The organism is Paenibacillus nasutitermitis (assembly GCF_014641075.1).
Classification (GTDB): domain Bacteria; phylum Bacillota; class Bacilli; order Paenibacillales; family Paenibacillaceae; genus Paenibacillus_Z; species Paenibacillus_Z nasutitermitis.
Window position 1 is genome coordinate 226,066 of the sequence record NZ_BMHP01000003.1, and the last position, 23,463, is coordinate 249,528.

General features: G+C 49.3%; 19 protein-coding genes. 6 read left to right on the forward strand and 13 right to left on the reverse strand.

Features of this window, described 5'->3' with window-relative positions; all coding sequences use genetic code 11:
- The first annotated feature begins 129 nt into the window (after positions 1–129).
- Positions 130–933 (forward strand): helix-turn-helix domain-containing protein, encoded by an 804-nt coding sequence (locus IEY46_RS20130; RefSeq protein WP_188994357.1) that lies wholly within the window; start codon positions 130–132, stop codon positions 931–933.
- Positions 934–1,077: 144 nt separating this feature from the next.
- Here the strand turns inward: IEY46_RS20130 and IEY46_RS20135 are convergent, their stop codons facing one another.
- Positions 1,078–1,971 carry a formylglycine-generating enzyme family protein gene (locus IEY46_RS20135; RefSeq protein WP_444544053.1) on the reverse strand — a complete coding sequence of 298 codons (894 nt, stop codon included), beginning with the start codon at positions 1,969–1,971 and terminating at the stop codon, positions 1,078–1,080.
- A gap of 354 nt (positions 1,972–2,325) precedes the next feature.
- Here IEY46_RS20135 and IEY46_RS20140 point away from each other — a divergent pair, with 354 nt between their 5' ends.
- The 3 genes from IEY46_RS20140 to IEY46_RS20150 all read left to right on the forward strand — a co-directional run bounded on the left by IEY46_RS20140 (position 2,326) and on the right by IEY46_RS20150 (position 4,808).
- The gene (locus IEY46_RS20140; protein ID WP_188994361.1) at positions 2,326–2,955 is read left to right on the forward strand and encodes a chromate transporter; all 630 of its coding nucleotides are present in this window, start codon (positions 2,326–2,328) and stop codon (positions 2,953–2,955) included.
- Positions 2,956–2,967: 12 nt separating this feature from the next.
- Positions 2,968–3,498: a chromate transporter gene (locus tag IEY46_RS20145; RefSeq protein ID WP_188994362.1), complete on the forward strand. Its 531-nt coding sequence runs from the start codon at positions 2,968–2,970 to the stop codon at positions 3,496–3,498.
- A gap of 140 nt (positions 3,499–3,638) precedes the next feature.
- Positions 3,639–4,808, forward strand: a complete 1,170-nt coding sequence (locus IEY46_RS20150; protein WP_229750422.1) for an ROK family protein — start codon at positions 3,639–3,641, stop codon at positions 4,806–4,808.
- A 168-nt stretch (positions 4,809–4,976) separates the two neighbouring features.
- Here the strand turns inward: IEY46_RS20150 and IEY46_RS20155 are convergent, their stop codons facing one another.
- On the reverse strand, positions 4,977–5,666 hold the full coding sequence (locus tag IEY46_RS20155; RefSeq protein ID WP_188994383.1) for a class I SAM-dependent methyltransferase: 690 nt from the start codon (positions 5,664–5,666) through the stop codon (positions 4,977–4,979).
- A gap of 69 nt (positions 5,667–5,735) precedes the next feature.
- Positions 5,736–6,263: a GNAT family N-acetyltransferase gene (locus IEY46_RS20160; RefSeq protein WP_188994385.1), complete on the reverse strand. Its 528-nt coding sequence runs from the start codon at positions 6,261–6,263 to the stop codon at positions 5,736–5,738.
- Positions 6,264–6,390: 127 nt separating this feature from the next.
- Between IEY46_RS20160 and IEY46_RS20165 the strand changes: the two genes are divergently transcribed.
- A complete protein-coding gene (locus IEY46_RS20165) occupies positions 6,391–6,804 on the forward strand; it encodes an NUDIX hydrolase (RefSeq protein ID WP_188994387.1) in 414 nt (137 codons plus the stop codon).
- Between the two features lie 431 nt (positions 6,805–7,235).
- Here the strand turns inward: IEY46_RS20165 and IEY46_RS20170 are convergent, their stop codons facing one another.
- From IEY46_RS20170 to IEY46_RS20195, 6 genes are all read right to left on the reverse strand, one after another.
- A complete protein-coding gene (locus tag IEY46_RS20170) occupies positions 7,236–8,855 on the reverse strand; it encodes an ABC transporter substrate-binding protein (RefSeq protein ID WP_188994388.1) in 1,620 nt (539 codons plus the stop codon).
- 57 nt (positions 8,856–8,912) lie between these two features.
- On the reverse strand, positions 8,913–9,794 hold the full coding sequence (locus tag IEY46_RS20175; protein ID WP_188994390.1) for a carbohydrate ABC transporter permease: 882 nt from the start codon (positions 9,792–9,794) through the stop codon (positions 8,913–8,915).
- Between the two features lie 18 nt (positions 9,795–9,812).
- A complete protein-coding gene (locus IEY46_RS20180) occupies positions 9,813–10,745 on the reverse strand; it encodes an ABC transporter permease (RefSeq protein WP_188996049.1) in 933 nt (310 codons plus the stop codon).
- 275 nt (positions 10,746–11,020) lie between these two features.
- A complete protein-coding gene (locus tag IEY46_RS20185; protein WP_229750423.1) occupies positions 11,021–13,072 on the reverse strand; it encodes a helix-turn-helix domain-containing protein in 2,052 nt (683 codons plus the stop codon).
- A 308-nt stretch (positions 13,073–13,380) separates the two neighbouring features.
- A complete protein-coding gene (locus IEY46_RS20190) occupies positions 13,381–16,512 on the reverse strand; it encodes a GxGYxYP domain-containing protein (RefSeq protein ID WP_229750424.1) in 3,132 nt (1,043 codons plus the stop codon).
- A gap of 420 nt (positions 16,513–16,932) precedes the next feature.
- Positions 16,933–17,877, reverse strand: coding sequence for a helix-turn-helix transcriptional regulator (locus IEY46_RS20195; protein ID WP_188994396.1), 945 nt, complete (start codon positions 17,875–17,877; stop codon positions 16,933–16,935).
- A 108-nt stretch (positions 17,878–17,985) separates the two neighbouring features.
- Between IEY46_RS20195 and IEY46_RS20200 the strand changes: the two genes are divergently transcribed.
- Positions 17,986–19,176, forward strand: a complete 1,191-nt coding sequence (locus tag IEY46_RS20200) for an MFS transporter (protein WP_188994398.1) — start codon at positions 17,986–17,988, stop codon at positions 19,174–19,176.
- A 208-nt stretch (positions 19,177–19,384) separates the two neighbouring features.
- Here IEY46_RS20200 and IEY46_RS20205 read toward each other — a convergent pair whose 3' ends face one another.
- The 4 genes from IEY46_RS20205 to IEY46_RS20220 are packed head-to-tail and all read right to left on the reverse strand — an operon-like array spanning position 19,385 to position 23,386.
- Entirely contained in the window at positions 19,385–20,305 is a 921-nt protein-coding gene (locus tag IEY46_RS20205; RefSeq protein ID WP_188994400.1) for a dihydrodipicolinate synthase family protein, read from the reverse strand.
- A 24-nt stretch (positions 20,306–20,329) separates the two neighbouring features.
- The gene (locus IEY46_RS20210) at positions 20,330–21,148 is read right to left on the reverse strand and encodes a carbohydrate ABC transporter permease (RefSeq protein ID WP_188994402.1); all 819 of its coding nucleotides are present in this window, start codon (positions 21,146–21,148) and stop codon (positions 20,330–20,332) included.
- 16 nt (positions 21,149–21,164) lie between these two features.
- Positions 21,165–22,046 (reverse strand): carbohydrate ABC transporter permease, encoded by an 882-nt coding sequence (locus IEY46_RS20215; protein ID WP_188994404.1) that lies wholly within the window; start codon positions 22,044–22,046, stop codon positions 21,165–21,167.
- Between the two features lie 44 nt (positions 22,047–22,090).
- Positions 22,091–23,386 carry an ABC transporter substrate-binding protein gene (locus IEY46_RS20220; protein WP_188994413.1) on the reverse strand — a complete coding sequence of 432 codons (1,296 nt, stop codon included), beginning with the start codon at positions 23,384–23,386 and terminating at the stop codon, positions 22,091–22,093.
- Positions 23,387–23,463: the final 77 nt, after the last annotated feature.

A 23,463-nucleotide genomic window follows, 5' to 3' on the forward strand; every position in this document is an offset into this window, starting at 1 on the left:
CAACTCAATTTAAATATGTACATTTCTACGATAAAATTTTTAAACTATTTCTTATCCAAAGTCCGCATTGTCAATAATAACCTGATATGATAGGATTCATCTATCCTTCAAAGGGCGAGGAGATTCATAATGTTTCTTGTAGACTTAGTACATTTCGATGATAATATCCCCAACTGGAGAACGAAATCGGAAGTTCTGAACGTCAATGTGCTTGTGCTGGTCACGGAAGGCAAAGTCTCCTACAGTATCAATGGCATAGATTATGTGGGCGAACGCGGCGATTTCATCTTTATCCCGCATGGAACCCGGCGGGCAGGGGATAATCACCACACGGGACCCCACCAGAAATATACGGTCATCTTCCGATATGACGAAAATGCTGTGCCGGTAATTCCTTTTTTGCAAAATAAACAATTTGTCCAGTTCAAGCTCCGCAATTTTCAATATGCGCAGCGCCGCTTCGAGCGGCTTTTCGAAGAAGTATGCAATGGGGGAAATTATCTTTCCTTCATCTGCCCCGCCATTCTGCAGGAGCTGATTGGCATGCTCGCGCGCGAGCTGGAGAAACCTGAGGTCACTCCCATGAAGATGAAATATGCCCAGCTGATCAAGCATTATCTGCTGGATCATTACCGCGAGCCGATTGAAATCGGGCAGTTAGCCCGTCTGATCCACCGTTCACCGAACTACACCACTTCGGTCTTCCGCGAGGTTATCGGCCACTCGCCCATCAAGTACATCCATCTGCTGCGGATTAGAGAGGCGTGCAGCCTGCTCCTGAGCACGGACATGACTGTAGCCAACATATCCAGCTATCTGGGTTATTACGATACCTCCTATTTCTTCCGGATTTTTAAGAAACATACCGCCATGTCGCCAACCGACTTTATGATTTATGGCAAGCATACCGACCATGCTGAGCTGTTCCCGTAAGCCAAACTGTTACTGAAAAGGCGTGAAACCCGTATGCCCTTTGACACGCAAAAGCCCGCCGAGAGAATCGAATTCTCTTCTGCGGGCTTTCTTTTTGGCGTTTATCGTATGTCGCTTAAGTCCTACCGCTTACGTCAGGGGGCGCTACATGTTTGCAATATCGGCTGCAACCCGGAATCCGCAATTGCCGGTTGAACTATCCGGCGTGTTGCCGCTTCTGGCCGCAACCCGATAACGGTTGCAGTACGAGCGATGGCACAGGTAGGAACCTCCACGCATCGAGCGCCTTTCCGTTTCTTCCGTGAAACGGGGATTTTCGGACCGGGTCTGCCGGTGGTAACCGGGGCTGAACCAGTCGGCGCACCATTCCCACACATTGCCGGACACATTGTATAATCCGTAGCCGTTGGGCTCGTAGGCGTCCACTGGCGCAGTACCCACATAGCCATCGCTGGCATTGTTTTTGACCGGAAATTTACCCTGCCAGATGTTGCACCTATGCTTGCCGTCCGGTTTGAGCAAGTCACCCCATGGATAGGTTTTGCCGGACAAGCCGCCCCGCGCCGCATATTCCCATTCCGCTTCCGTCGGCAGACGCGTCCCTGACCAGACGCAATAGGCTTCCGCGTCGTTCCACGAGATGTGTACCACAGGATGATCCAGCCGTCCTTCGATCGTGGAATCAGGCCCTTCCGGCTTCGCCCAATAAGCGCCCTCCACAACCAGCCACCACGGCACTTGCTGCGGAACATCCTTCACTCGTTCACGCGTTTCCTCGGAAGCCAACAGATGAAACACATAGGACCAGCCGAAACGCTCAGCCTCCGTGACATAACCCGTATCGTCCACGAAGGTGCGAAACTCTGCATTCGTCACGGCATAGGGCGATATCCGGAACGAATCAAGCCGCACCTCCCGGATCGGTCCCTCTCCATCAGACGGGAATCCTTCCGGGTCATTCGTTCCCATCCGGAATACGCCGCCTTCTATGCGGACCAGAGCATCGCGCACCTGGCTGCCGGCAGCTTTAACAGAAATTGCAGCTTGCTCCTTCTTGCTTATTTCTCCCTGCGCAGCTTGCTCCCGGCTGGCCGCGCAGCATGATTTTATCGGATCCATTCTTTAGTCCCCTCTCCCGACTCCAGTCGGCAATCCCTATAAATTAATCATATACGAAGAAAGGGGACAAGGTCTATCCAATCCAACTTTATACCAATTTGAATTAAATAATTAAACCTTGCACCTGAATAAAGCGATTAAACTTCACACAAAAACCATATTACACCAATGTCCCCTTCAAAATTCAATAATTTTAAAATGTTTATTCCATTTTGGATTTATGTTGTTATAATAATACCATAAGCTTTATTTGACTAGGAGGCTGGATCCACCATGACCAAACCGCGCATATCCATGCTTCTCCAATTGTTCTGGACTTTTTCGAGGGTCGGCCCCTCCACCTTTGGAGGCGGTTACGCCATGATTCCAATCATAGAACGGGAGACGGTTGAGAAGCGTAAATGGCTTGACGAGCAGGAGATGAGCGACATGCTGTCCGTCGCCGGCTCTGCCCCGGGAGGTGTGGGAGTCAATGCCTCCGCTTTTATCGGATATCGGCTGGCAGGATTGCCCGGAGCGGTTGCCGCTATACTGGGAATCACCCTGCCTACCTTTCTGATTGTGTTGGGACTCGCCCTCGTGTATCGGCATATAGATGGAAATCCCAAGGTGGAAGCGGCGATGCAGGGCATTCGCGGCGCGATCCTTGCGCTCATTCTCGTCTCCGCTTACAAGATGGCCAAGACATCCCTTTTTGATAAAACAACAGCGGTCATCCTGATCGCCGCGCTGGCGCTGCTGACGACCACGGCGCTTAATCCCTTTATGATTATTTTAGGCGGGATCGCGGGGGGAATCGCCTGCGCCGCCGCCAAGCAGCTCCTGGGGCTGCGGATGCGCACAGAGAAGGAGCGTCCCGCTCACGATGCGGGAGATCCTTTTCAACTGGAATATTATATTTAAAGGGGGGTTCCTATGCTGTGGGATTTATTCATCTTCTTTATGAAGATCGGTTTTCTCTCCTTCGGCGGCGGCTACGCGGTTATCCCCATGATTCACTACGGAATGAGTGAACAAGGCTGGATTAACGACCAGGAATTTCAGGAGATTGTTTCACTCGCAGGGATGTCGCCGGGGCCTATCGCTACCAATTGCGCGACCCTGATCGGCTACCGGATCGCCGGTCCCGCCGGTTCCGCAGCGGCGACATTCGGGATAATCCTCCCCTCGCTGCTGATTATCGTCATCATCGCCGCATTCTTCTACCGGCTCCGTCACAACCGGTGGGTCAAAGCCGCCTTCTATGGCCTTCGGCCGATTGTGACCGGCCTGATCGCTTTCGCTGCCTTCCGCTTCGGGTTTCCCCGTGGCTTCGAAGCAATCGACTGGCAGACTGCGGCCATGCTGCTTATCTGCTTAGCTTCCTTGTTTGGTCTGCTCAAATACAAGCTTCATCCTCTGCTTGTCATCGCCGCATCGGCAATCGCCGGGGTTGTTCTGTTATGAACGCACATACCTTTATGCGCGTGCTGGCTGGCGGTTCGCAGCGATGTGCGCTATAATGATCTCACTTTTAAGTTCAATACGTTTTTACGGATAATTGGAGAAAACTTATGGACAACCCATCAAGAAGCCCTATCCCTTCCATGAAAAAAATGATATACGACCGCATAGCGGACCAGGGAACCGTCTCCAAAGCGGAACTCCTTGCAGCATACCCGCTCACAAGCAGCACGCTTACGCGGCTGCTGGATGAATCGGTAGCCGAGGGACTGCTTGTTGTGTCCGGACTCGGTCCTTCCAGCGGCGGGCGGCGCCCGATCTTGTATGAAATCAATAACGATTACGGGTATTTTTTCGGGCTCGAATTGTCCAGACGCTATTCCTCGCTGGGTTTTTTTGATATGAATATGAACCCCAAGTCGTTTACCCGCTGGCGTATGGACGAAGCCATGACGCCGGAGCAGCTGGTGCGCCACGCCGTGCTTAATATCCGTTCCATTCTCGCCGATCACCGCCTGGAAGCGCGGCAGGTGCTGGGCATCGGTGTAGGCGCAGTTGGCCCGCTCGACCGCACGGCCGGGACGATTTTGCGGCCGCTTAATTTTCCCGCCGCTGGCTGGCATGATGTGCCGATCTGCGCCATGCTGACGGAGGCAACCGGACTCCCAGCGCTGCTTGAGAATGGCGCGAACGCCGCGCTGATCGGCGAACAATGGTCGCTGCGCGGCAAGAACATTCAACATATGCTGTATGTTCACGCAGGCGTCGGCCTGCGCTCCGCCATGATGTCCCACGGCCAGATTGTGCACGGCTCGGTTGACATGGAGGGCTCAATCGGCCAGATGGTCATTCAGACCGACGGGATCCGGCTGCAGGATTACGGCAATTACGGCGCTCTCGAAGCGTATGTTTCCGTTCAGGCGCTGGAGAAGAAAGCGCGATCCGACGCCAAGCTGGGCCGGACCGACCTGCTGCAGTCCGGCCAGACGGGAGAAGACAGCATCAGCTACGATACGCTGCTCCAGGCGCTGGCGCAGGGCAATACCTACGCTGAGGAGATGTTCACGCAGGCCGCCCATTATTTCGGCATCGGCCTCGCCAACTTGATCAACATGTTCCATCCGGAGAAAATTATTCTCGGCGGGGCCCTTGTAAGCGCCAGCGAGTCTTTCTACCAGACCGCGATCCGGATCGCCCGCAAAAACACCTATTACGACCCGGTCTACCGCCCGGATTTCTCCAAAGGCGAGCTGCGCGAGGACGCGGTCGCAACGGGAGCAGCCCTGGCTGTCCGCAAAGGTCTGCCTTTATAGCGGAATTCCAGCGCGCCGTAGTATCTATGTAAACAACAAACAAGCGGCCGCGGCCGCTTGTTTGTTGTTTGGCTAAGGTCTTTTTTGTGCGAGAACAATTCGATTTATGTTTTATTGTGCTGTCGCATTCGTTAGCGGAGCACTCGAGATATACCGTGATTTGCTGAATTAATATATGGTTAGCCACCAGACTCCCGCGCATTCGGGAAAACGAATCATTTGTTCGTTGACAACCTTGTCCCCCAAGTCATCCCCAAAGAAAAATCTTGTAAGCCTTTCGGCTTCTTCCATGCTGTCAAAATGATAATCCGTTCGTATCCATTTATGAGAGAAACCATATTCATTTTCCAGCAGCCTAAAATAGTCTTTTAGAAAAGCAGGAGGATCGGGAGTTTCCGAACCTGTTCCAAAGTTCTCAAAAACGATTACAGTACCGCAAGGACGAAGCACACGTTTGACTTCTGTCATCACTTGCCGTATGTTTTCTTTCCAATTAGGAACATTCGTGCTCCCCAGATAACATATACTCCAACCCGATACGATTAAATCAACACTTTTATCCGCTACAGGGAGAGATCTATGATCGGCAACTTGGGTCTTCCAGTTTTGCAATCCGCTTTTTTTCAGCTTTGCTGCCGTAACGTTCAACATTGCTTCTGATTCATCAAGTGCCAGGATTGACCTGGCTTTTGGGGCCAGGACACAGGTCAATCTCCCTGAGCCTGCTCCCATATCTAATATATCCAAATCGTCAACCGCCCGTATGGCTTCGATTGCCTCACACAGATTGGGTTGCTTCGAAATAAGCAGGTCATACGTATCAGCCTGTGTTTCATAAATTTCTTCGTGATTGGGCATTCTTCATTTCCTCCTTGGGATCATGTTTACAGGATGATCTTAAAGCTTGACGCAAGGGGAAGGTCAAGATTATTTATGATCTCCGATTTCATATTCATAGAATGCGGTCGGAAACCGGTTCATAATCAGCTGCTCCCTGACTCGTACAAACCCGTTATTCTCATAAAACCCGCACAGCTTGGGACGGTCCGAAGCGCAATCCAGTCTGACATACCGTCTGCCCCTCAATCTCGCCAAATCCTTCGCCCAGTCGAGCATCTCGACAGCAAATCCGTTCTTTCTGTATGCACTCATCACAGCGAGCTTATGCAGGAACAGCGAATCTGTACGGCCGGTATCCGGCCACATGAAGGGGTCTTCCTCCTGAAGGATCATAGCGGCCACCGCCCTGTCTTCCAAGCAGCCCAGATAAAGTTGCCCGATATTGTAACAGGACAGAATCCCGGCGATGGAATATTGGTGGTCCTCCCACATTTCCTGGCCGATACTCTTCAGCCAGAGAGCCGCTTCTTCAAGTATCATAGCTACCTGTCCAATCTCGTCCCTGCTTATATTCCGGATTAGCAGCTTTTTGCTATTTCGCTCCTTCGACTCCATCAAACAATCCCTCCAGGCCAGTTAAGCAGGATAATGGTTTAACATAACGAACATAAATACATATGTCCCTTATTATACCTGCATGACATATGACTATATATGGATATAGAAAGAGGTAGATGGCTATATGATTGCTCAGGCAATCGTCATTCAAGACAATCAAGTGCTAATGGTCAGGCAGGCTGTCCAGCGCGGCGATATCGTTTGGAATTTCCCCGGCGGCGGAATTGAAGACCATGAATCCCCTGAACAAGCTTGTATCCGGGAATTGTATGAAGAAACCGGCTATAATGTCCGAATCACAGGTCTGCTGCATGTCGAAAATGAAAAATACACGTACATCGCCGAAATCATCGGAGGAGGTCTCTTTCTTGATACCACAAAAGACTGGAATCAGGACATTATTGAGCTTGCCTGGATTGACCTGAACGATAGGGAGAAGTTTGATGGAATTACAACGCCCATGTTGATGCTGTATTTGCAAGAAACGAATGACCAGCCCTCGCACATTCCCAATCAGGATAGCGCTGATCTGCCATAGCCGAATATGCCGTTAATGCAACGCAAAAACAGGCCGCCATAGGCAGCCTGCTCTGTGTAATGGAACTCTCGGGTTCAGAGACATCCGAAAAGCTAACGGACAATTGACTGAAGGACATGGAATCCGTTACGATCCCATCCGGTCAGGGGTGCTCTGGCGGAGCAGCGGCAGTGTTGGTTTTCGGTTGCAGACCAGGGGACTTTTTGTTAAAGCGTCAGAGATCAATAATTTATTAAATAGAAATCCGTCTAAAATATCACTAGTGTTACTGATGTTTCTGAAGCATCAGAAGAGTTCTTTCTTCCCCACACAGCCACTAAAAATTTCAAACGGATTTGTTATTTTCTAGCGTCACTCTCTTATTGGGACGAGCGATTTACGAAGGTATGGCAGCAGAGGCCGCCCAAAGGCAGCCTCAGCCTGCTTTCCTTCTACTTCCCAGCCAAATAGGCGTTAATCTGCTTCAAGGCTTCTTCCCTGATTTTCTCCAGACCCAGCTTGACAGCTTTCTTGTTCAGCTCGTGCGCATTGGCATACGCGTCCTTCACCGCTCCCGAAGCATATACTTGACCGATCTGGTCCATGACGGGAGTTACTTTGGCGATTTCTGATTTTACGGGCTCCGAGTTGAACGTAAAGCCCGCAAGCGGAGTCTGATAGTAGCTGTCCACATCCATGCTGTAATCAAGAATGTTATAGACCTGCTCGTCCATGCCAGCCAAATTCCGGATCAAATTCGGATTCCAGGTCATCTCATAGCCAGGAAATACGTATCTCGGTCCGCTTTCCGGGTTTTTATAGAGCGAATCCCCGTCCGCCACCCAGTCCACGCCTTCGATACCGCGTTCGAACAAATCGTGATTGGCCTTGTCCGAGAACAGCCAGTTAAAAAATTTCATCACCGAATCCGCTTTCTTGGAAGTGACCGGAATGCTGATAAAGTTAAACGCCTTGAAATCCGTTTTCATTGCGGCAGGCTGCAGCGAGCGCTGCGAGTCGCTTGAAGCGAAGAACTCGAGCTGCGCGCCCGGAACCGCTTTGGCGATCTGATCGTTTAACACCGAAAACTGACTGATGCCATGGGCCAGGGATGCTGCTTTTCCTCCTACGAACATGGAAGTTGCATTTTGCTGTGTCAGCAGATCCTTCTCGAAATAGCCTTTGCTTTTCCAATTGGACGACAGCTCGACAAAGTTATAGGGGATTCCCGGGAATGGAGTCTCTTTGTCCCCAGGCAGCTCCAGGCTTATGCATGCTTTCCTGTCCTCGCTCAACTGGCAGGTTGCGGATAAGCCGCCCGCTAAAGTCGTCGTGAATATATTGGATTTAGCAAAAAAATAATCGTTTTCATCCGTCAGTCCATAGTTCCATCTCAAGGCATTGCCGTCATCGGCTACCGGAATAACGCCTTTTTCATTCTTAAGAACATGATCGAAATATTGCTCCAGCTCACCCAGGCTCGAAATTTTATTCATGCCGTACTTTTCCCTTAAATCCTTGCGGATGAAATAACCGTAGATTTCCTTATACCCTTGCGTGAACGGAATGCCGTAAAGCTTGCCGTTGAATTTGTTATTGGTGACGTACTGCTCGCCGAACGCTTGTTTCAATCCCAGATACTCATCGTTTAAGAAGTAGGTATCCAGCTCCTGATACAGCTCCTGATTGATATTGTTGATCATGGTGGCCCATGGTGCGTCGAATACGGCGTCCACCTCTTCGCCTGCCGACAGCTTCAGCTTCACTTTGTTAGAGAAATCGCTCAGCGGCGTCCAGGAGATGTTGATCTTCATATTCAGTGTATCTTTCGTTCTTTTCTCGAATTCGGCCAGTACCTCATCCATCCCCGCCGGCTTATCCCCCCAGAGCATGAAATTCAACTCCACCGGATCCGGCGCGGAAGCACCTGCTTCGGATTGCGTATTTCCATTCGTCGTGTTCGCTTTTTCTGTTCCTTTCTTCTCGTTGTTTTGCGAACATGCCGCCAGCATGCTGACCAACAACACCAGAGCGAGCAGCAATCCCGTACTCTTCTTACCTTTGCTCTTCATTCTTCTAACCCCTCCACATTTTATTATAAGTCATCTATGCTAAACCGGATATCGGATCTAGCCTTTCACTGCACCCATAACCAATCCCCGGATAAAATATTTCTGAAGGAACGGGTACAGGAAAATAATCGGGCCGATCGTAATAACCGTTGTCGCCATTCTCGCAGAAAGCGCGGGCACGACGGATACGATCTGCTGATTGCCGTTAACCATGCTGCTGGCAAATTCGACGTTTCGAATAATCGCCATAATGATATATTGCAAGGGATACAGATCGGGCTTCTCAATAAACAATAGCGCCCGGAACCATTCATTCCAGAATCCGATCGCATAGAACAACCCGATCGTCGACATGGCAGGCAGCGATACCGGAATGATGATGCGCAGCAGCACCGTCACGTCACTGGCGCCGTCTATCCGGGCAGACTCCGACAGGGCTTCGGGAACCGTACGGAAAAAATTACGGAGCATATAGACATAATAAGGACTTAGAACGCCAGGAAGAATAAGCGCCCATATCGTATCGTTCATGTGGAGATATTTGACAATGAGAAGATAATAGGCAACCAGTCCACCGTTAAACAATATGGTCAGATAAAGAAAGAAGGAAATCGCGCTCGCATACTTTAATCTTTTCTCGGAGATGGCATAGGCGATCCCGCTGGTTACGAACATGCTGATCACGGTTCCGACGACCGTCACGGTCAAGGTCACCAGATACGATTTATAGATCGTACCTGTCTGGAGGATCAGTTTATAGGCCTCAAAAGATAAATGATCAGGGATCAGATTGTACCCTTTCTGCACCAGTAACAGCTCATCGGTAACCGAGCTTGCGATCAGCAGCAGAAAAGGCAACACACAGACGAAAGCAAATAACGTAATAACGAAGTAGAAAATCCCCAGCAAAATTCTGTCGCTTGTGTGTTGCGTCTTCATATCGTTCCTCCCGGCAGCTTAATAGATCGTTGCGTCTTTGTCGTAGAATTTGACGATCCTGTTGGTGATCAGAATCAGGATAAGCCCCATCACGGACTGGTACAGCCCGACAGCGGAAGCCATGCCAAAGTCCCCTAGTGTGCGAAGCGACCGGTAAACAAAGGTATCGATGACATCTGTCGTTGGGTACAAGAACGAATTGTCGCCGACAAGCGCGTAGATCATCCCGAAGTCGCCGTAGAACACCCGTCCAAGGGCAAGCAGGACAAGGAGGAACGTAATGCTTTTCATCAGAGGCAGTGTAATATGACGGATCATTTGCAAGCGGTTGGCGCCGTCGATCCTCGCTGATTCATACAAATCGTTGTTGATCCCCGCCATTGCCGCCAAATAGATGATGGTTCCGTAACCGGCGCTTTTCCATATCCGGATTGCGATCAGAATGCCCGGCCATACCTCGGGAGACGAATAGAAGCTCACGGGATCAAACCCCATAGCCTCCAGCATCTTGTTGATGATACCTCCATCCGACGAAAGTAAAGCGATCATAAAGATGGAAACAACCGCCCAGGAGATGAAGAAGGGCAGGATAATGACCGACTGCGTCACCCGCTTGAACCATTTTCCGCTGATTTCGTTAATGATAACAGCCAATACAATGGCCGACAGAATTTCCCCCAGAATGAACAGGAGATTGAGATAAATCGTATTAAGCGTGACCTTGGGCCAATCCAGCCCGCTGAAGAAAAAATCAAAATTGCGCAGACCGACAAACTCGCTGCCGGTCAACCCTTTAACCGGATTAAAATCCAGAAAAGCCACATAGATGCCCAGCATCGGAACGTAGTTGAAAATCAATACGAATATCAAACCGGGCAGCGCCATTAAATAGAGATATTTATTGACGGCCAATTCATGAATAAAGGAACGAAGCCTTCCTCTTGCTTTCATCTGTTCCAATGTCTTTCCTCCCCCTCTAAAAGTCCGGTGATCTAATTAGGCTACGCATGTGGAAACGTCTTTCGCTCTGCCGATCGTTCCGGATGACTCTTAATCTACACACCTGGCTTCCCGATGAATAGTTTGTTTTTTAATGAAATCCCTAATCGTTCATGATCAAGCAGCTTATTTCTCGTCATGAAGTCGATTTTTGATGATTTCCACGTAAAAAAGAACGCCATCCTGGCCCCACTCGGGTCCTTGATGGCGTTCTCGTGCGGGGAAGATCAGGAGCTTTGCTCCGTCTTGTGATCCTCCCGGTACTGGGCCGCACTTACTCCGACATATTTCTTGAAGCTTGTGTAGAAGTAGCCAGTGTTCACAAATCCCACTTTTTCCGCGATATCCTTAATCCGTTCATCCGTTTCCCGCAGCATCCGCATCGCATGCATGAAACGGATATCCGTAATATACTCGGAGAGCGACTTCCCCAGCTGCTTCTTTACAATCAGGCGCAGGTGGTTGGGTGACAATTGAACCTGATCGGCAAGACTTTCGACACTCAGATTCGCATCGTCATAATGAACGGAGATATAGTCCACAAGCTGCTTGACCATGTCGCTTTGCTTCGAATCCTTTCTCTCATTCACCGCTTGAACGATGGTCGCATAAAGCTCCCGGTACCAAATCTGAATTTCCTCAAAGGTCTCCCGTTCCGCGAGTTGTTTCGATATATGGCTTCTCTGGATATCCAATCGCTCAGGATCGACCTGCATCTGACTTGTCGCCGTCTTCATGACGGCCAGTGTCAGCTGGGTAAAGGATAAGATCATCTCATCGTAGCTGAATTGGCTTGCCATTTGAACGAAGAGGTGCAGCGACTGGTTGAATTTATCCTCTTCTTCCAGCTTCAAGCTGTTCAGCAGCCTCTTCTCCGCTTCATGGGGGTAAATGTACGGCTCCTTGCCATTGTCCAGGACGGCATCCTGATCGATAATGGCGCCTTTTCCCAGCCTGATTCTGCAATTGGCGGCATTTAAAGCGCCGAAATAAGATTTCCGGATCTCCGAAAGCTGACTGAACACAGGACCGAATGCCACGGTAACGGACAGCTTCAAATTTTTCCCGATCTCTTCCTGTATGCCGCTGAAAGTTCCGTGAAGGCCCGGCAGCGGCTTTCCGTCGGTCGAGCCGATCAGGAAAAGGACCGCATCCTCCTTGCTATGGTTCAGATCGGAAATATCCGCCGTCAAATGATCAAACGCATCTCGAAGAAACTCGAATTCGCCGGACGAAGAAGAACGCACTCCCATTCGTCCCCCCGATTTGACTTTATGAATCAGACGATGGACCGGTTTATACAAGCTCCGGATAAAAAACAGGGAAACAATAGCCGACAGGAGAATAAATAGGCCGGTAATGGTAAAAACAGCATCGCGCAAGCTGGATATTCCCGATACCAGCTGATCATATTCCATAATATTAATGAAATACCATCCCAGGATGCTGCTGGACTTGAGATGGGTAATAAAATAGTTCTTCCCTTGAATCTTCTCCGTGAAGTACCCGCTGCCGGATCCTTGCGCCTGAATCGTATGAAAGAACGTTTCCTCCAACTTCATCTGCATCGGACTTTCCGTCTGGACGACAACCACGCCCGCATGGTCGACAATCATTTTATGCGTCTGGGCATTTTCGGGCTTCATGGCCATAATCTCTCTGATCTTATCCTGACTGATATTAATCACCAACGCGGAATCTGCCGTATTGGCACTGGACGATTCAGAGAAAATAACCGAGATGAACCGGTGCTCCTCCCATTTGTCGTATATGCGGTAACGCACGTCCCGCGGAATGAAAACAGGATGGTTGACAGCATAACCTGCCTTCAGGTCGCTTACGATGTCGGTATCGTAGAAATCCCCGATCGCTTTCACCGTCGAGCCGCTTGAAAAAGCCGCATCCGCATTGCGGTTAATAATGTAAACGGAGGAGACGAGCGGGCTGACCTGCATGGAATCTTTAAGCGTCTTGTTGATTTCGTACATCTCTTCCGAATTAAACTGATCCGCATATAACGCATTGAATACATGGCTGCTGCTCGAATAAAATCTGGCATAATAATTGTACACATTCATCAGCTGGGCTTCGATCATCCGATAGGTCTGCTCCAGCTGTTCGGCCGAGATGCCATAGGCATCGCGGACGCTTTTCTCCGAATATTGCTTAAATAGAAAAGCGGATAAAGAGGATAACAGAATCGCGCAGGCCGTTGTCAAAATGAGGATCATCCGGACCAAGGTTTTGTTCTGCTTCATGAAATAGATGAACGGTCTCAATGCTGTCGTCTCCCTAAAAGCCCGGTGGTCTATTTAGGCTGCGCATGCGGAAACGTCTTCCGATCGCTGTTGTACCCCTGAATTTTTGAATTTGGATACCTGTAGTGCAAACGGTTCATTCTTTGTATTATGAACCGATTTGCACTCTAGGGGTAAAATTCGGGGTACAAAGGCCGTAAGCGGATGCTTCCGAAGCAGCTTTCCTTCTGAAAGCTTTCAGCTAACGCTTCTCCAGATCGTTTTCCGCCTGCTTCACCTATTTTTCCCGGACTTCCAATGTGCTGCCACGTATCATTTGTTCCGGCCTGTTACTGAAATGCGTACTCCACTTTTCCGATTTGGGGATTCCAATAATTAGACGTGCTGTGTTTGAAGACGATTTTGAGATATTGGGTCCCCGAAGGCAATGAATTCGCCTTATAGCCAACTTTGTTCCATACGATCCCGACCGCGCTTGTCAATGTCTTCGTCGGCATAATCGCCGTATAGTTGATATTGTCGGGTGAGACATAGAATGCAAAATCGGTAATCGTCTCATCGAGCCAGAACCAGGCCTCTGCCGAGAACCGCGTCATCCGCTGCGATGCGGAGGGGATTTTGTAGACGACATGCTCTTCGGTATTGGCCGATCTGACCAGCCTTGCGGCATCTCCGTTAAAAGCAGCCGGATTGCTGGTATCCACCGCGAGATTCGCACTGTGGCTGTATACCTTCGTCCAATCATTAAAATTATCAATGACGGTTCCCGTTGCGGGAGCGGTGGAGATGCCGACGCTTCCCAGCTGCGGATTCCAATAATTCGCCGTATTTTGTTTGAACACCATTTTAATAAACTTTGTCCCCCCCGGCAAGCTTGCGCCCTTGTAGACCATTTTGTTCCATATTGACCCGGTACCGTTCACCGTTGTTTTCGCTGGCGTGAATGGCGTATAAGTCACCCCATCAGGCGAAGCATAGAAAGCAAAGTCCGTGACTGCTTCATCCGGCCAATACCAGCCTGCTGCTGTAAAACCGGTTATATCCCTCGTCTGAGAAGGCGTCTTGTAAATAATGTATTCCTCGGTATTCGAGCTCCTGGCGAGCCTCGATGCATCCCCGTTAAAAGCCGCTTGATTGTTGGCATCCAGTAACAGATTCGCGCTGTGGCTGTACATTTTCGAATAGTCGTTCAGTTCATCGGTCATATCGGTGTTGAGGCTGTCGGCATAAAGCCTTTGCGCCGATACCATTTCGTCCAGTCTGGCAAATTTGTATTGTCCGGGGTAGGAGGCATTCAGCGTATCTTGTACCTCCTTCAGGATCGTCGGGTTGACGGCCATTACCTGACCGGCGCCCGGCTCATGCCCGTACTGATTTTTCTCATGCTCCCCGGTGAACATATAGCCGTAATATCCGGACAGAAATGCGGGCTTCGCTCGGGCGATATCAACCGTCCGGCTCTTGATATCATTGATAATTTGCTGGGCTTGCGTCGTAAATACCGCTTTGACATCATCGAAATGCGTGTGGGAGGACAGGGTCGCAAGTCCCAGCCTGCCAGTCGCAAACGTCCCATCCGTCCGGTCAAGCACCAGCTTGTCATTGATATAACCTTTTATCGAAGACCCTGACGCAACCACTCTTAACGTATAGAAGGTATCCTTCACATGCGTGAAATCCACTTCCGTTCCGATAACCGTCCTCACCCCGTTGACGACCTTCATCAATCCGGCTTTGCTGCCGTCCTTCAAATAGAACCAGTAATAATTGTCGCCGGTTCCTTTCCGGAACGCGATACCGGACATCCCCGATACGGACGCTTGTTTGCTGAGCCTCGCATCCGCATTCACATACCCGTGCAGACCGTTAATCGCATATGCCAGGCTTGGCGAGGCTGTTGCGGCGCTCTGACTGAATTCGCCGCCTTCAATAGCCCAGCTGCCGCCGGTAGTTGTCCATTTGCCGGTGCCGCTTGAGAAATCATCGCTGAAGTCGGTCTGTCTGAGTGGATACATGCTGGATCTGCCGGAAACGAATGTATTTCCCCACACCTGATGCTCGCCGTTCGGCGTCTCCGCGATAAGGGCATCCACTCCCAACGCCGCTCCCAAGTCGCCGTATTCAACGGGACTCAGCGGACCGATCGCCCCATATCCGCTGTACAGATCGAGAAATCGTTGATCGACCTTCTGCATCAAGGCCGCTCCGCGCAGCTTGATTTCATTTTTCACGTCTGCGGGCATCTCGTCATAATCGGCAAATCCCAGAGGCGTCGCTCCACCGCTGAAGAAATAATCGTTGCTGGTCGCATGGGAATAATAATATTCAGCCAAAGCCGGGGCTTCTTCCGCCATGCTGGCCTCGAATCCCCAGTTGATCGGGACATTGCCCCTGTTGGCGTCGAGCCAGGCGCCGTGCTGAAAGGTCGTGACCGCTTTGGGCGTATCATTCTCGGAAGCTGTGAAGGTGATGTAATATTTGTCTTGCTGTACCGTTGTATTCGCCACCGTATAATTGGACTGATGCGCGAATACATTCGAGGAAGCTGCTGCCTTATTATGAAAAGACAAATTGGTGCTGCCCGCCATTTTGATATAACCGCCGTAGGGAGCCATGGCATTTAGGTCCACATCTTCATGCTGCACCCATCCCCATACGGGAAACGAAGCATTTCTGGAATCATAATAACTGTAAATATTTTTCAACAGATTGAATTGCGCGGGATCGCCCGACAGCAGGTAGGCATAGAACATTTTTCTTTCGGCCGCAAGGTCAAAAGACTCTTCCGCCATATGATGAAACTCATGCGGATTGCAATATTTCAGCAGATGATCGTAGCCCCATTGATAAGCCTGCAGCGGAGTCGTCCAGCCATAGGTTTCCAGTCTTCCGCTGATCGTGCCAGGAGCGTCAGGATAATCCGAAAAACTGTCGGTAAGCGTCAATGTCGCTGCCGGAGCAAGACCGTAATCGGTTTGAAAACGGCTCACCTGCGAGGATAGAACGGGAATGCGATCCGTAAGCGAGCCGACCACCGCAGCCATATCGAGCTCCGGCCAATGATAGAGGTCCGTGGTCATTGTATGATTGTAAGTGACAATGCCGCTAAACCGGCTTTTAAAGGTTTGATAAACGTCTGCAATCGAGTTCAACGTAATGAAGGTATAGCCTTTGCTTTCATAATAGACCTTCCAATGTATATCGCTATCCGTATAATAATTCAAATTCTGATCGATCAGAAGCGTTGCATCCGTCCGGTTTACAACCCCTTGCACCACCTTTAACGCCACATAGTCGGACATGCCGAGCAGCTTGCTCGGCAGGCCGGTCTCCGGGTCCTGGTAACCGGTCAAATCGTAAGCCTTGAAATAATAGACCGTCTTTCCTGCTGCAGCGGTAACCTGATAACCGCTGAAGGCCATTGCAAGCGTTACCAACAGAACGATTATTTTCTTCATCATGCCGCCTCCCTCTCTAAATAAAGATTGAATTAAAATTAAAGTACTATACTTTGCGGCTTAACAAACATTCGAATTTTAATGGCATACACGAATACTCATGATATCAGCCTTTAAACGTGATAATCACTGCCATCCGGGCGGCCGTTCATGCCAAGGGGAGGGGAGGCAGACGGCAGTACAAGATTGCTATGATAGAGTCAAACAAAAGGGGCTGTCCCAAATGTGTTCGCATGACATAGGAACATCCCATTTCAAATGCAAAAGGACCTTAAAACCCACCTAAAGGTGGAGATTAAGGTCCTTTGTATGATCGAATTTCAGCTGTAAGTGGGGCTCCAAAAATCACAAATTGGCTTTTGGGTCAGCCCCTTCCTGCTTGGCAGAGGCCGCCAGTTCAAGGCTCAGTATCCTTCCACTTGTTTATGAATATCGGGCCAGCAGCTCCGTAAGTCTCTTCCTGATCCTATCCTTCAACTCACCAGGCTCCTCCAAGACGGCTTCATCCCCAAGTCCGATGAAGAATTCCGCATAAAAGGGCAGTTCGCCGCGGGAAACATCCTTATCGATCGTTCCGCTGCCGTCTTCGTGCACATACAGCATGGGAGCCAGCCACAGCTCCGATTCGCAGCGCTGAACGCCTGCCCGGCTCAGCTCCGCACGAAGGCGGACAGGCTCACTCGGCTCTGCGGCCTCCCTCCTGCTTTGACGGATGTCGCCCAGATCAAGCGGCTCTGTGCCGGGCTCCGCATAAGCAGCCTCGCGAATCCGGTCACAACGGAACACGCGGAAGCCCTGGCGCAGGAAGCAATAGGCCGTACAGTACCAGAGGCCGTTGTTGGCATAGATACAGACTGGTTGAATCCTGCGGCTGCCCGCCTCGTCTTCCTTCGACTCATATACGACGTCAAGCACCTTCTGGTGTACGGCCGCATCGAGAAGAATGGACAGGCTGGGCGCATGCCCGCGTCTTGCGGGCGTAATGAAGTCGACCCGGTCCTTCATGCCGTCGATTCGGTCCCTGACGTCCCCCGGCATATGCAGATAGAACTTGCGCAGCGCCGAAGCGGACTCCGCTTCGAACGGCAGAGAGGAATAATGGCGCAGGGCATGCACCGCAAAGAACATCGCAACAGCCTCTTCCTCCGTGAACGCGATCGGAGGCAGGACCCGCTCCCTCAGCACCTGATAACCCCCGTGCGGACCCACCTCCGAATAAAGCGGCACCCCGATCTCGCTCAGCTCCTGCAGATCCCTTAGTATCGTGCGCGTGGAGACGCCGAATTCGTCGGCGAGCTCCTGCACCTTGAATCGCCGTTTCCGGTTGACGGTCATCATCAATTCCATCAATCTTTTGGACTTGGGCATCCGATCAGCCTCTTTTCCATGCATGGTTAAGTTCATGACAAATGTTGTCACTATTATAGCTTATGATAATAAACGCAAGCAACGCTAAACCCTGGGAGTGAATTGACCATGCGTAAATATTCTGTACTGTTCTTCCTCATCATGTTCATGATCGGAACCGATACGTTCCTGATCTCGCCTCTGCTTCCGACGCTGCAGATACAATTCGGTGTGTCTACGGATATCGCCGGATGGATGCTTGGCGCCTATACGCTCGGCTCGGCCGTTTTCGCTTTGATCGCCGGACCTCTGTCTGACGGCTGGAACCGCCGAATCGTGCTTCTGTGCGGCTTGCTCGGCTTCTCCATCTCGACCATTCTATGCGGCTTTGCGGACAGCTTCTGGACCATGTGTCTGTTCCGTTTACTTGCCGGCATCAGTGCGGCATTCACCGCTCCGCAGGTGTGGGCATCCATTCCCGCTGTTATGCCTGCATCCAAAATATCGAAAACAATGGGCATCGCCTTCTCCGGGCTCGCCGCATCCCAGGCTCTTGGCGTGCCCATCGGAAGCTGGCTGGCGGCCGCCAATTGGTCCGTTCCGTTCTGGACGATTGGAAGCGTTTCGCTGCTGCTTGCCGTCGTAGTCTTCTACATGCTGCCCGACATGAAGCCCAGCTTGCAAAAAGGCGAGCGGACGTCAATCCTGGGCCGGTATGTCCCGCTAATCACAAGCGGCAAGGCAAGAGGCGGCTTCTTCGCTTACCTGCTCCTTCATCTGGGGTGTGGTACCGCATTCACCTTCGTTGGCAGGTGGATGGCTGACCGCTTCGGGCTTCCGGTCGGGCAGATCGGCACCGTGATGATTTTCCTCGGGCTCGGCAATCTGCTGGGGAGCATGATCAGTGCTTATGCAGCCCGCAAGCTGGGCGGAGCCGTCAAGGCAGTTACGATGGGTATGATCGTGCTTGTTATCCTTTATATGGTGATGCCCCGTCTGGCCGGGGTCTCTGTAGTGACGACCGTTTATTTCACCATTTGTACCATACTCGGGATGATTTTCCCGATTGTCATGGGTGCGCTCACTTCCCTGAATGCTTCTATCCGGGGAACGATCTCAAGTCTGGCCAACGCCACAATGAACGGCGCGAACACGCTCGGCGCATGGGGAGCCGGTGTGCTCTATGTTCAGTTCGGGGGCTACTCATCCATTGGCATTTTTGCCGGGGTCTGCCTTGCACTCTCTCTCTGGATGTTCCTGTCCAGCGGCGTCTTGGGAAGACGATCAGCGCGAACCGACAAGGAGTCTGCAGGGGTCTAGAAATCGGTAAATTCGTGAACAGCTCTTTAACGATTCATGCATTAACGGGGATCCTTCCAGGTATTTTCCGACCTCTTTATCGGCAAGCTGTACTGTAGTCAACTAGCGCAGCTAAATAATAGAGGAGTGGAACCGACACTAATTCCGTGTTGGTTCCACTCCTCTGTTCTAATTTCAACTTTGTTCCGTTATAGTTCACATAGGATCACTACTTTTTCCAGTTCAAAACAAGAGGATCCAGATCAAGCAAAGTATCCAATGCTTCCCGGCGTAACGTTTCATCTATCGGAGCATTCGGATTACGCACGTAGGCAGACTCGATTACGCCGCCTTCTTTCAAAATCTCTTTATGAACCGCCATGGCATAGCCCGGAATCGTCCCAATGCGAATGAAAGGCAAATACTGATAGAACAATCTTCTCGCGGCATCCCGTTCTCCAGAACGGAACAATTGGAATATTTTCACGCAAACATCAGGGAATTCACAAGCCGGCATAGTGCCAACAATTCCGCGGCATAGCTCTTCATAATAATAGTTGCCGTTCAATCCACCGAATACCGCCAAACGTCCCTCCGATTGCTCGATCACTTCAGTAATTTTGACTGTAGTAGGCGGGGCTTCCACTTTCGCATATACGATGTTCTCATATTCTTTAGCCAAATTCACCATCACAGGAACTGGAATACTTATTCCGCTCGCAATGGGTGCATCTTGCAGCATGATGGGAATATCCACAGCTTTGGCTATCGCTCCAAAGTATTCAACCATTCGTTTACCGTCTGGCTTTACCATGTAGGGAGGCAATACCATCAACGCATCCGCGCCTGCTTTTTGCGCCCACTTGCTTAATTGAACCGCCCCTTCAAGCCCCGTATGACCACTGCCGAAAACGACAGGAACTTGCCCGTTTATTTCTTCCATAACGACAGATGCAATCATTTCACGTTCTTTATCAAGCAATGTATACATTTCACTAGCATTACCGAACAACGCAATGCCATTAACTTTAGCTGCTAATTGAAAGCGAACCAACTCACGCAAACTCGCTTCATCGACTTCCCCACTTGAGGTAAAGGGAGTAGCCAGTATCGGATACACGCCTTCCAAAACTTGATGTGTGTGTGACAAAATGATCTTCTCCTTTTTGATAAATTAGCCTTTTACTGCCGAACTAGATATACCCTCGATAATGAACCGCTGCCCGAGTAAGAATATGATCAACATCGGGATGATCCCCGCTGTAGCTGCAGCCATCATGCCGTTATAATCAATGCTGTGCTCCAATATAAAATTTTTCAATCCGAGCGGAACCGTATACAGCTTTGGATCAATGAGGAAGACGAGTGCATTCTCGTAATCGTTCCAATGCCATGAAAAATCAATGATTGCGAGCGTGGCCAAGGCAGGTTTGGCTAACGGCAGCATCAGTTGGAAGAAAATACGGAAATGTCCTGCACCATCGATGAAAGCTGACTCTGATATTTCCATCGGTATTTTCATAAAAAATTGTCTTAACATGAATACACCGAAGATCGTGAATAAACCAGGAAGAATGATTGCCCAATGCGTATTATAAATTCCTGCCCATTCGAACATGATAAATTTCGGTACGAATAATACTTGCGGCGGAACCATCATCATGGATAAATAAATGAAGAACATCAATTCCCTTCCTTTAAACTGCGTTCTTGCAAAGCCGTATGCCGCGAATGCAGATAAGAAGGTTGCCCCCGCCATTGCGATAAGGGCGATTTTTAATGAGTTGGCATAGTAAAGCACGAAGCTCTCTTCACCTGTCCATACTTTAATGTGATGATCCCACACAAATTTATCTGGAATCCAACGAATCGGATACTGAAAAACATCGAGGGGCGATTTCAATGATGTACTGAACATCCATATGAAAGGCAAGATCATCAATCCGGCGCAAAGCAGCATGAATGCGGTAAGCCCTGCTTTTTTCCATATCATGCTAGATGACCTCCCTTTAATAATGAACCCATTTTTTCTGGCCGATCCACTGAACTGCTGTGATCAAGACAATGATAAGAAATAGTGCCCATGAAATTGTTGAAGCATAACCCATCTCGTAGTAACTGAATGCTGTTTTATAGACAAAGAGTGAAAGGATCGTTGTACTATTCCCGGGACCGCCTTGCGTGATCGCTTGAATGATTCCGAATGTTTTAATGGTCATGATGAGTCCGCTAATGAGCAACATAAACGTAGTTGGACTAACCATTGGCAGCATGACGTGACGGATCGTTTTATAGGTGCCTGCTCCGTCCATTTTGGCTGCTTCTTGCAGTTCCGCCGGAACTTCTTGTAAAGCCGCCAAATAAATAATCATAAAGTAACCAAGCATAAACCAAATCCAAATAATATCAATTGCAAACATTGATGTCGTAGTTGTAGCTAACCAGCCTGGCGGGTTTTCAATTCCAATGCTTCTAAGGAAACCGTTGATTGGCCCCTGACTTGGCTGGAACAAAAGCATCCATACGAATGCTGTTGCTACGCCGCTCGTAATATACGGCATGAAATATAACACTCGGAGCAAGCCTTTAAAATAAACACTTTTATTCAACACAACTGCGACAATAAAGGCCAACATTAATGAAATGGGTACAGAAGCCAAGAAAATGAGCGTATTTTTCAAAGAGATATAGAACACCGGATCTTTGAACAAACGGGTAATGTTCTCAACTCCGATGAAGTTTACGGATTGACTGCCAAACTGCCAATCCGTAAAGACAAGCACTAACGAGAATAATGCCGGTAATATGAAGAAGACAAGCACACCAATCATATTTGGGGCGACGAATATATAACCGGTCAGCCTTTGCCGTTTTATCCAACTGTTCTTCATTTCACCAGTCCCCTCCTTGATGGATTAGAACATGAACACTTGCATTATTGCTTAAGATAATCATTATGACGTTTCACCATATTATTAATAGTCTGTTCTAGTTGTTGGCTGCCAACAAAGAACTTCTCATACTCTTCTCTGCGTAAATCAAGCACCTGCTGTGGCGTCTTTCTCGTGAATGTATTCTCTTGCTCGAACAATACGTTCTGTAAGGAATCCACATCGTACAAATCTTCAACGCCTTCAATCATCAATTTCACTGCCGCTTCACGATCAACGTCCTTGGAGGAAGGAACTCTTCCACCCGCTGCCATTAACATCACTCCTTCATCCGCATACCACTTGGAAAAAGCCCATGCTTCATCCACATGTTTGGATTTAGGATTAATCGTTAGTCCATCACCCAGTCCATTTCTTTGCTTATGCTCTGCTGGATCTTCTGTAATTCGAGGAACAGGTGCAAAAGCAATTTTGAACTCACGTGGATTTTCAGTTAAGTTGTTCGAGGAGCGGAATATATAAGGACCTGCGTTCAACATTGCAGCTTCGCCTTTTAAGAACATCGTTTCAACCGGCATTTTGGAGGTCAACTGCTCTCCAAGTGGTACTGTTGCACCAGTGCCCATCATTTCATTCAACGTTGTTAACCAAGTCGCAATTCCAGGATGGTCCAGGTTGGATGTACCGTCTGCTTTTGTTTCTCCGAATTGACTCAAGATAGAATCCATCGGATCGGCATATGATTCCAAAAATTGCACTAATCCGTATCGCTTATCCGTTTTCAACTTATTCCCGTATTCTTGCATTTCTGACCAAGTCCATGCGGTAGGCACTGCCAAATTATGCTCTTTGAGCAAATTGTCATTCAACCAAATCATATAGACATTTTTAGTTGTTGGGATCGCATAATAATCTTCGCCAATTTTCCAGTCCAACGCAGACGGCCCCATTTTGTCCTCGATGTCATAGTCTTTAAAATCTTTCAAATTCAAAGCGGTACCCGCATCCACTCTTTTTTGTAAACGAGGAACATTGTAGCTGAAATAAACGTCCACTGCTTGATTCGTGATCAATGCGGTATCCAATTTCAAGTTCCCTTCGTCATCATTAACGAAACGATTATATTCAACCTGTACATCCGGATTTGTTTTATTCCATGTATCAACGACATTTTGCGGTCCCGCATCTGCAGGTACACCACCCCAAAAGACCAGCTTCACTGGCTTCTTCTGGTCTTCGCCTTTATTAGACTTGTCTGTTTCTTTGGAAGAACAACCCACTGCTAATATTGCCACCATCGCGAATGCAAGTACCATTGATATGATCTGTTTTCTGTTCATTGGATATGACCCCCTTGTTGAATTCCTCCTGATTGTAACAGCTTTCATTCATGTCTCGTCACGTACAAACTCCTTCA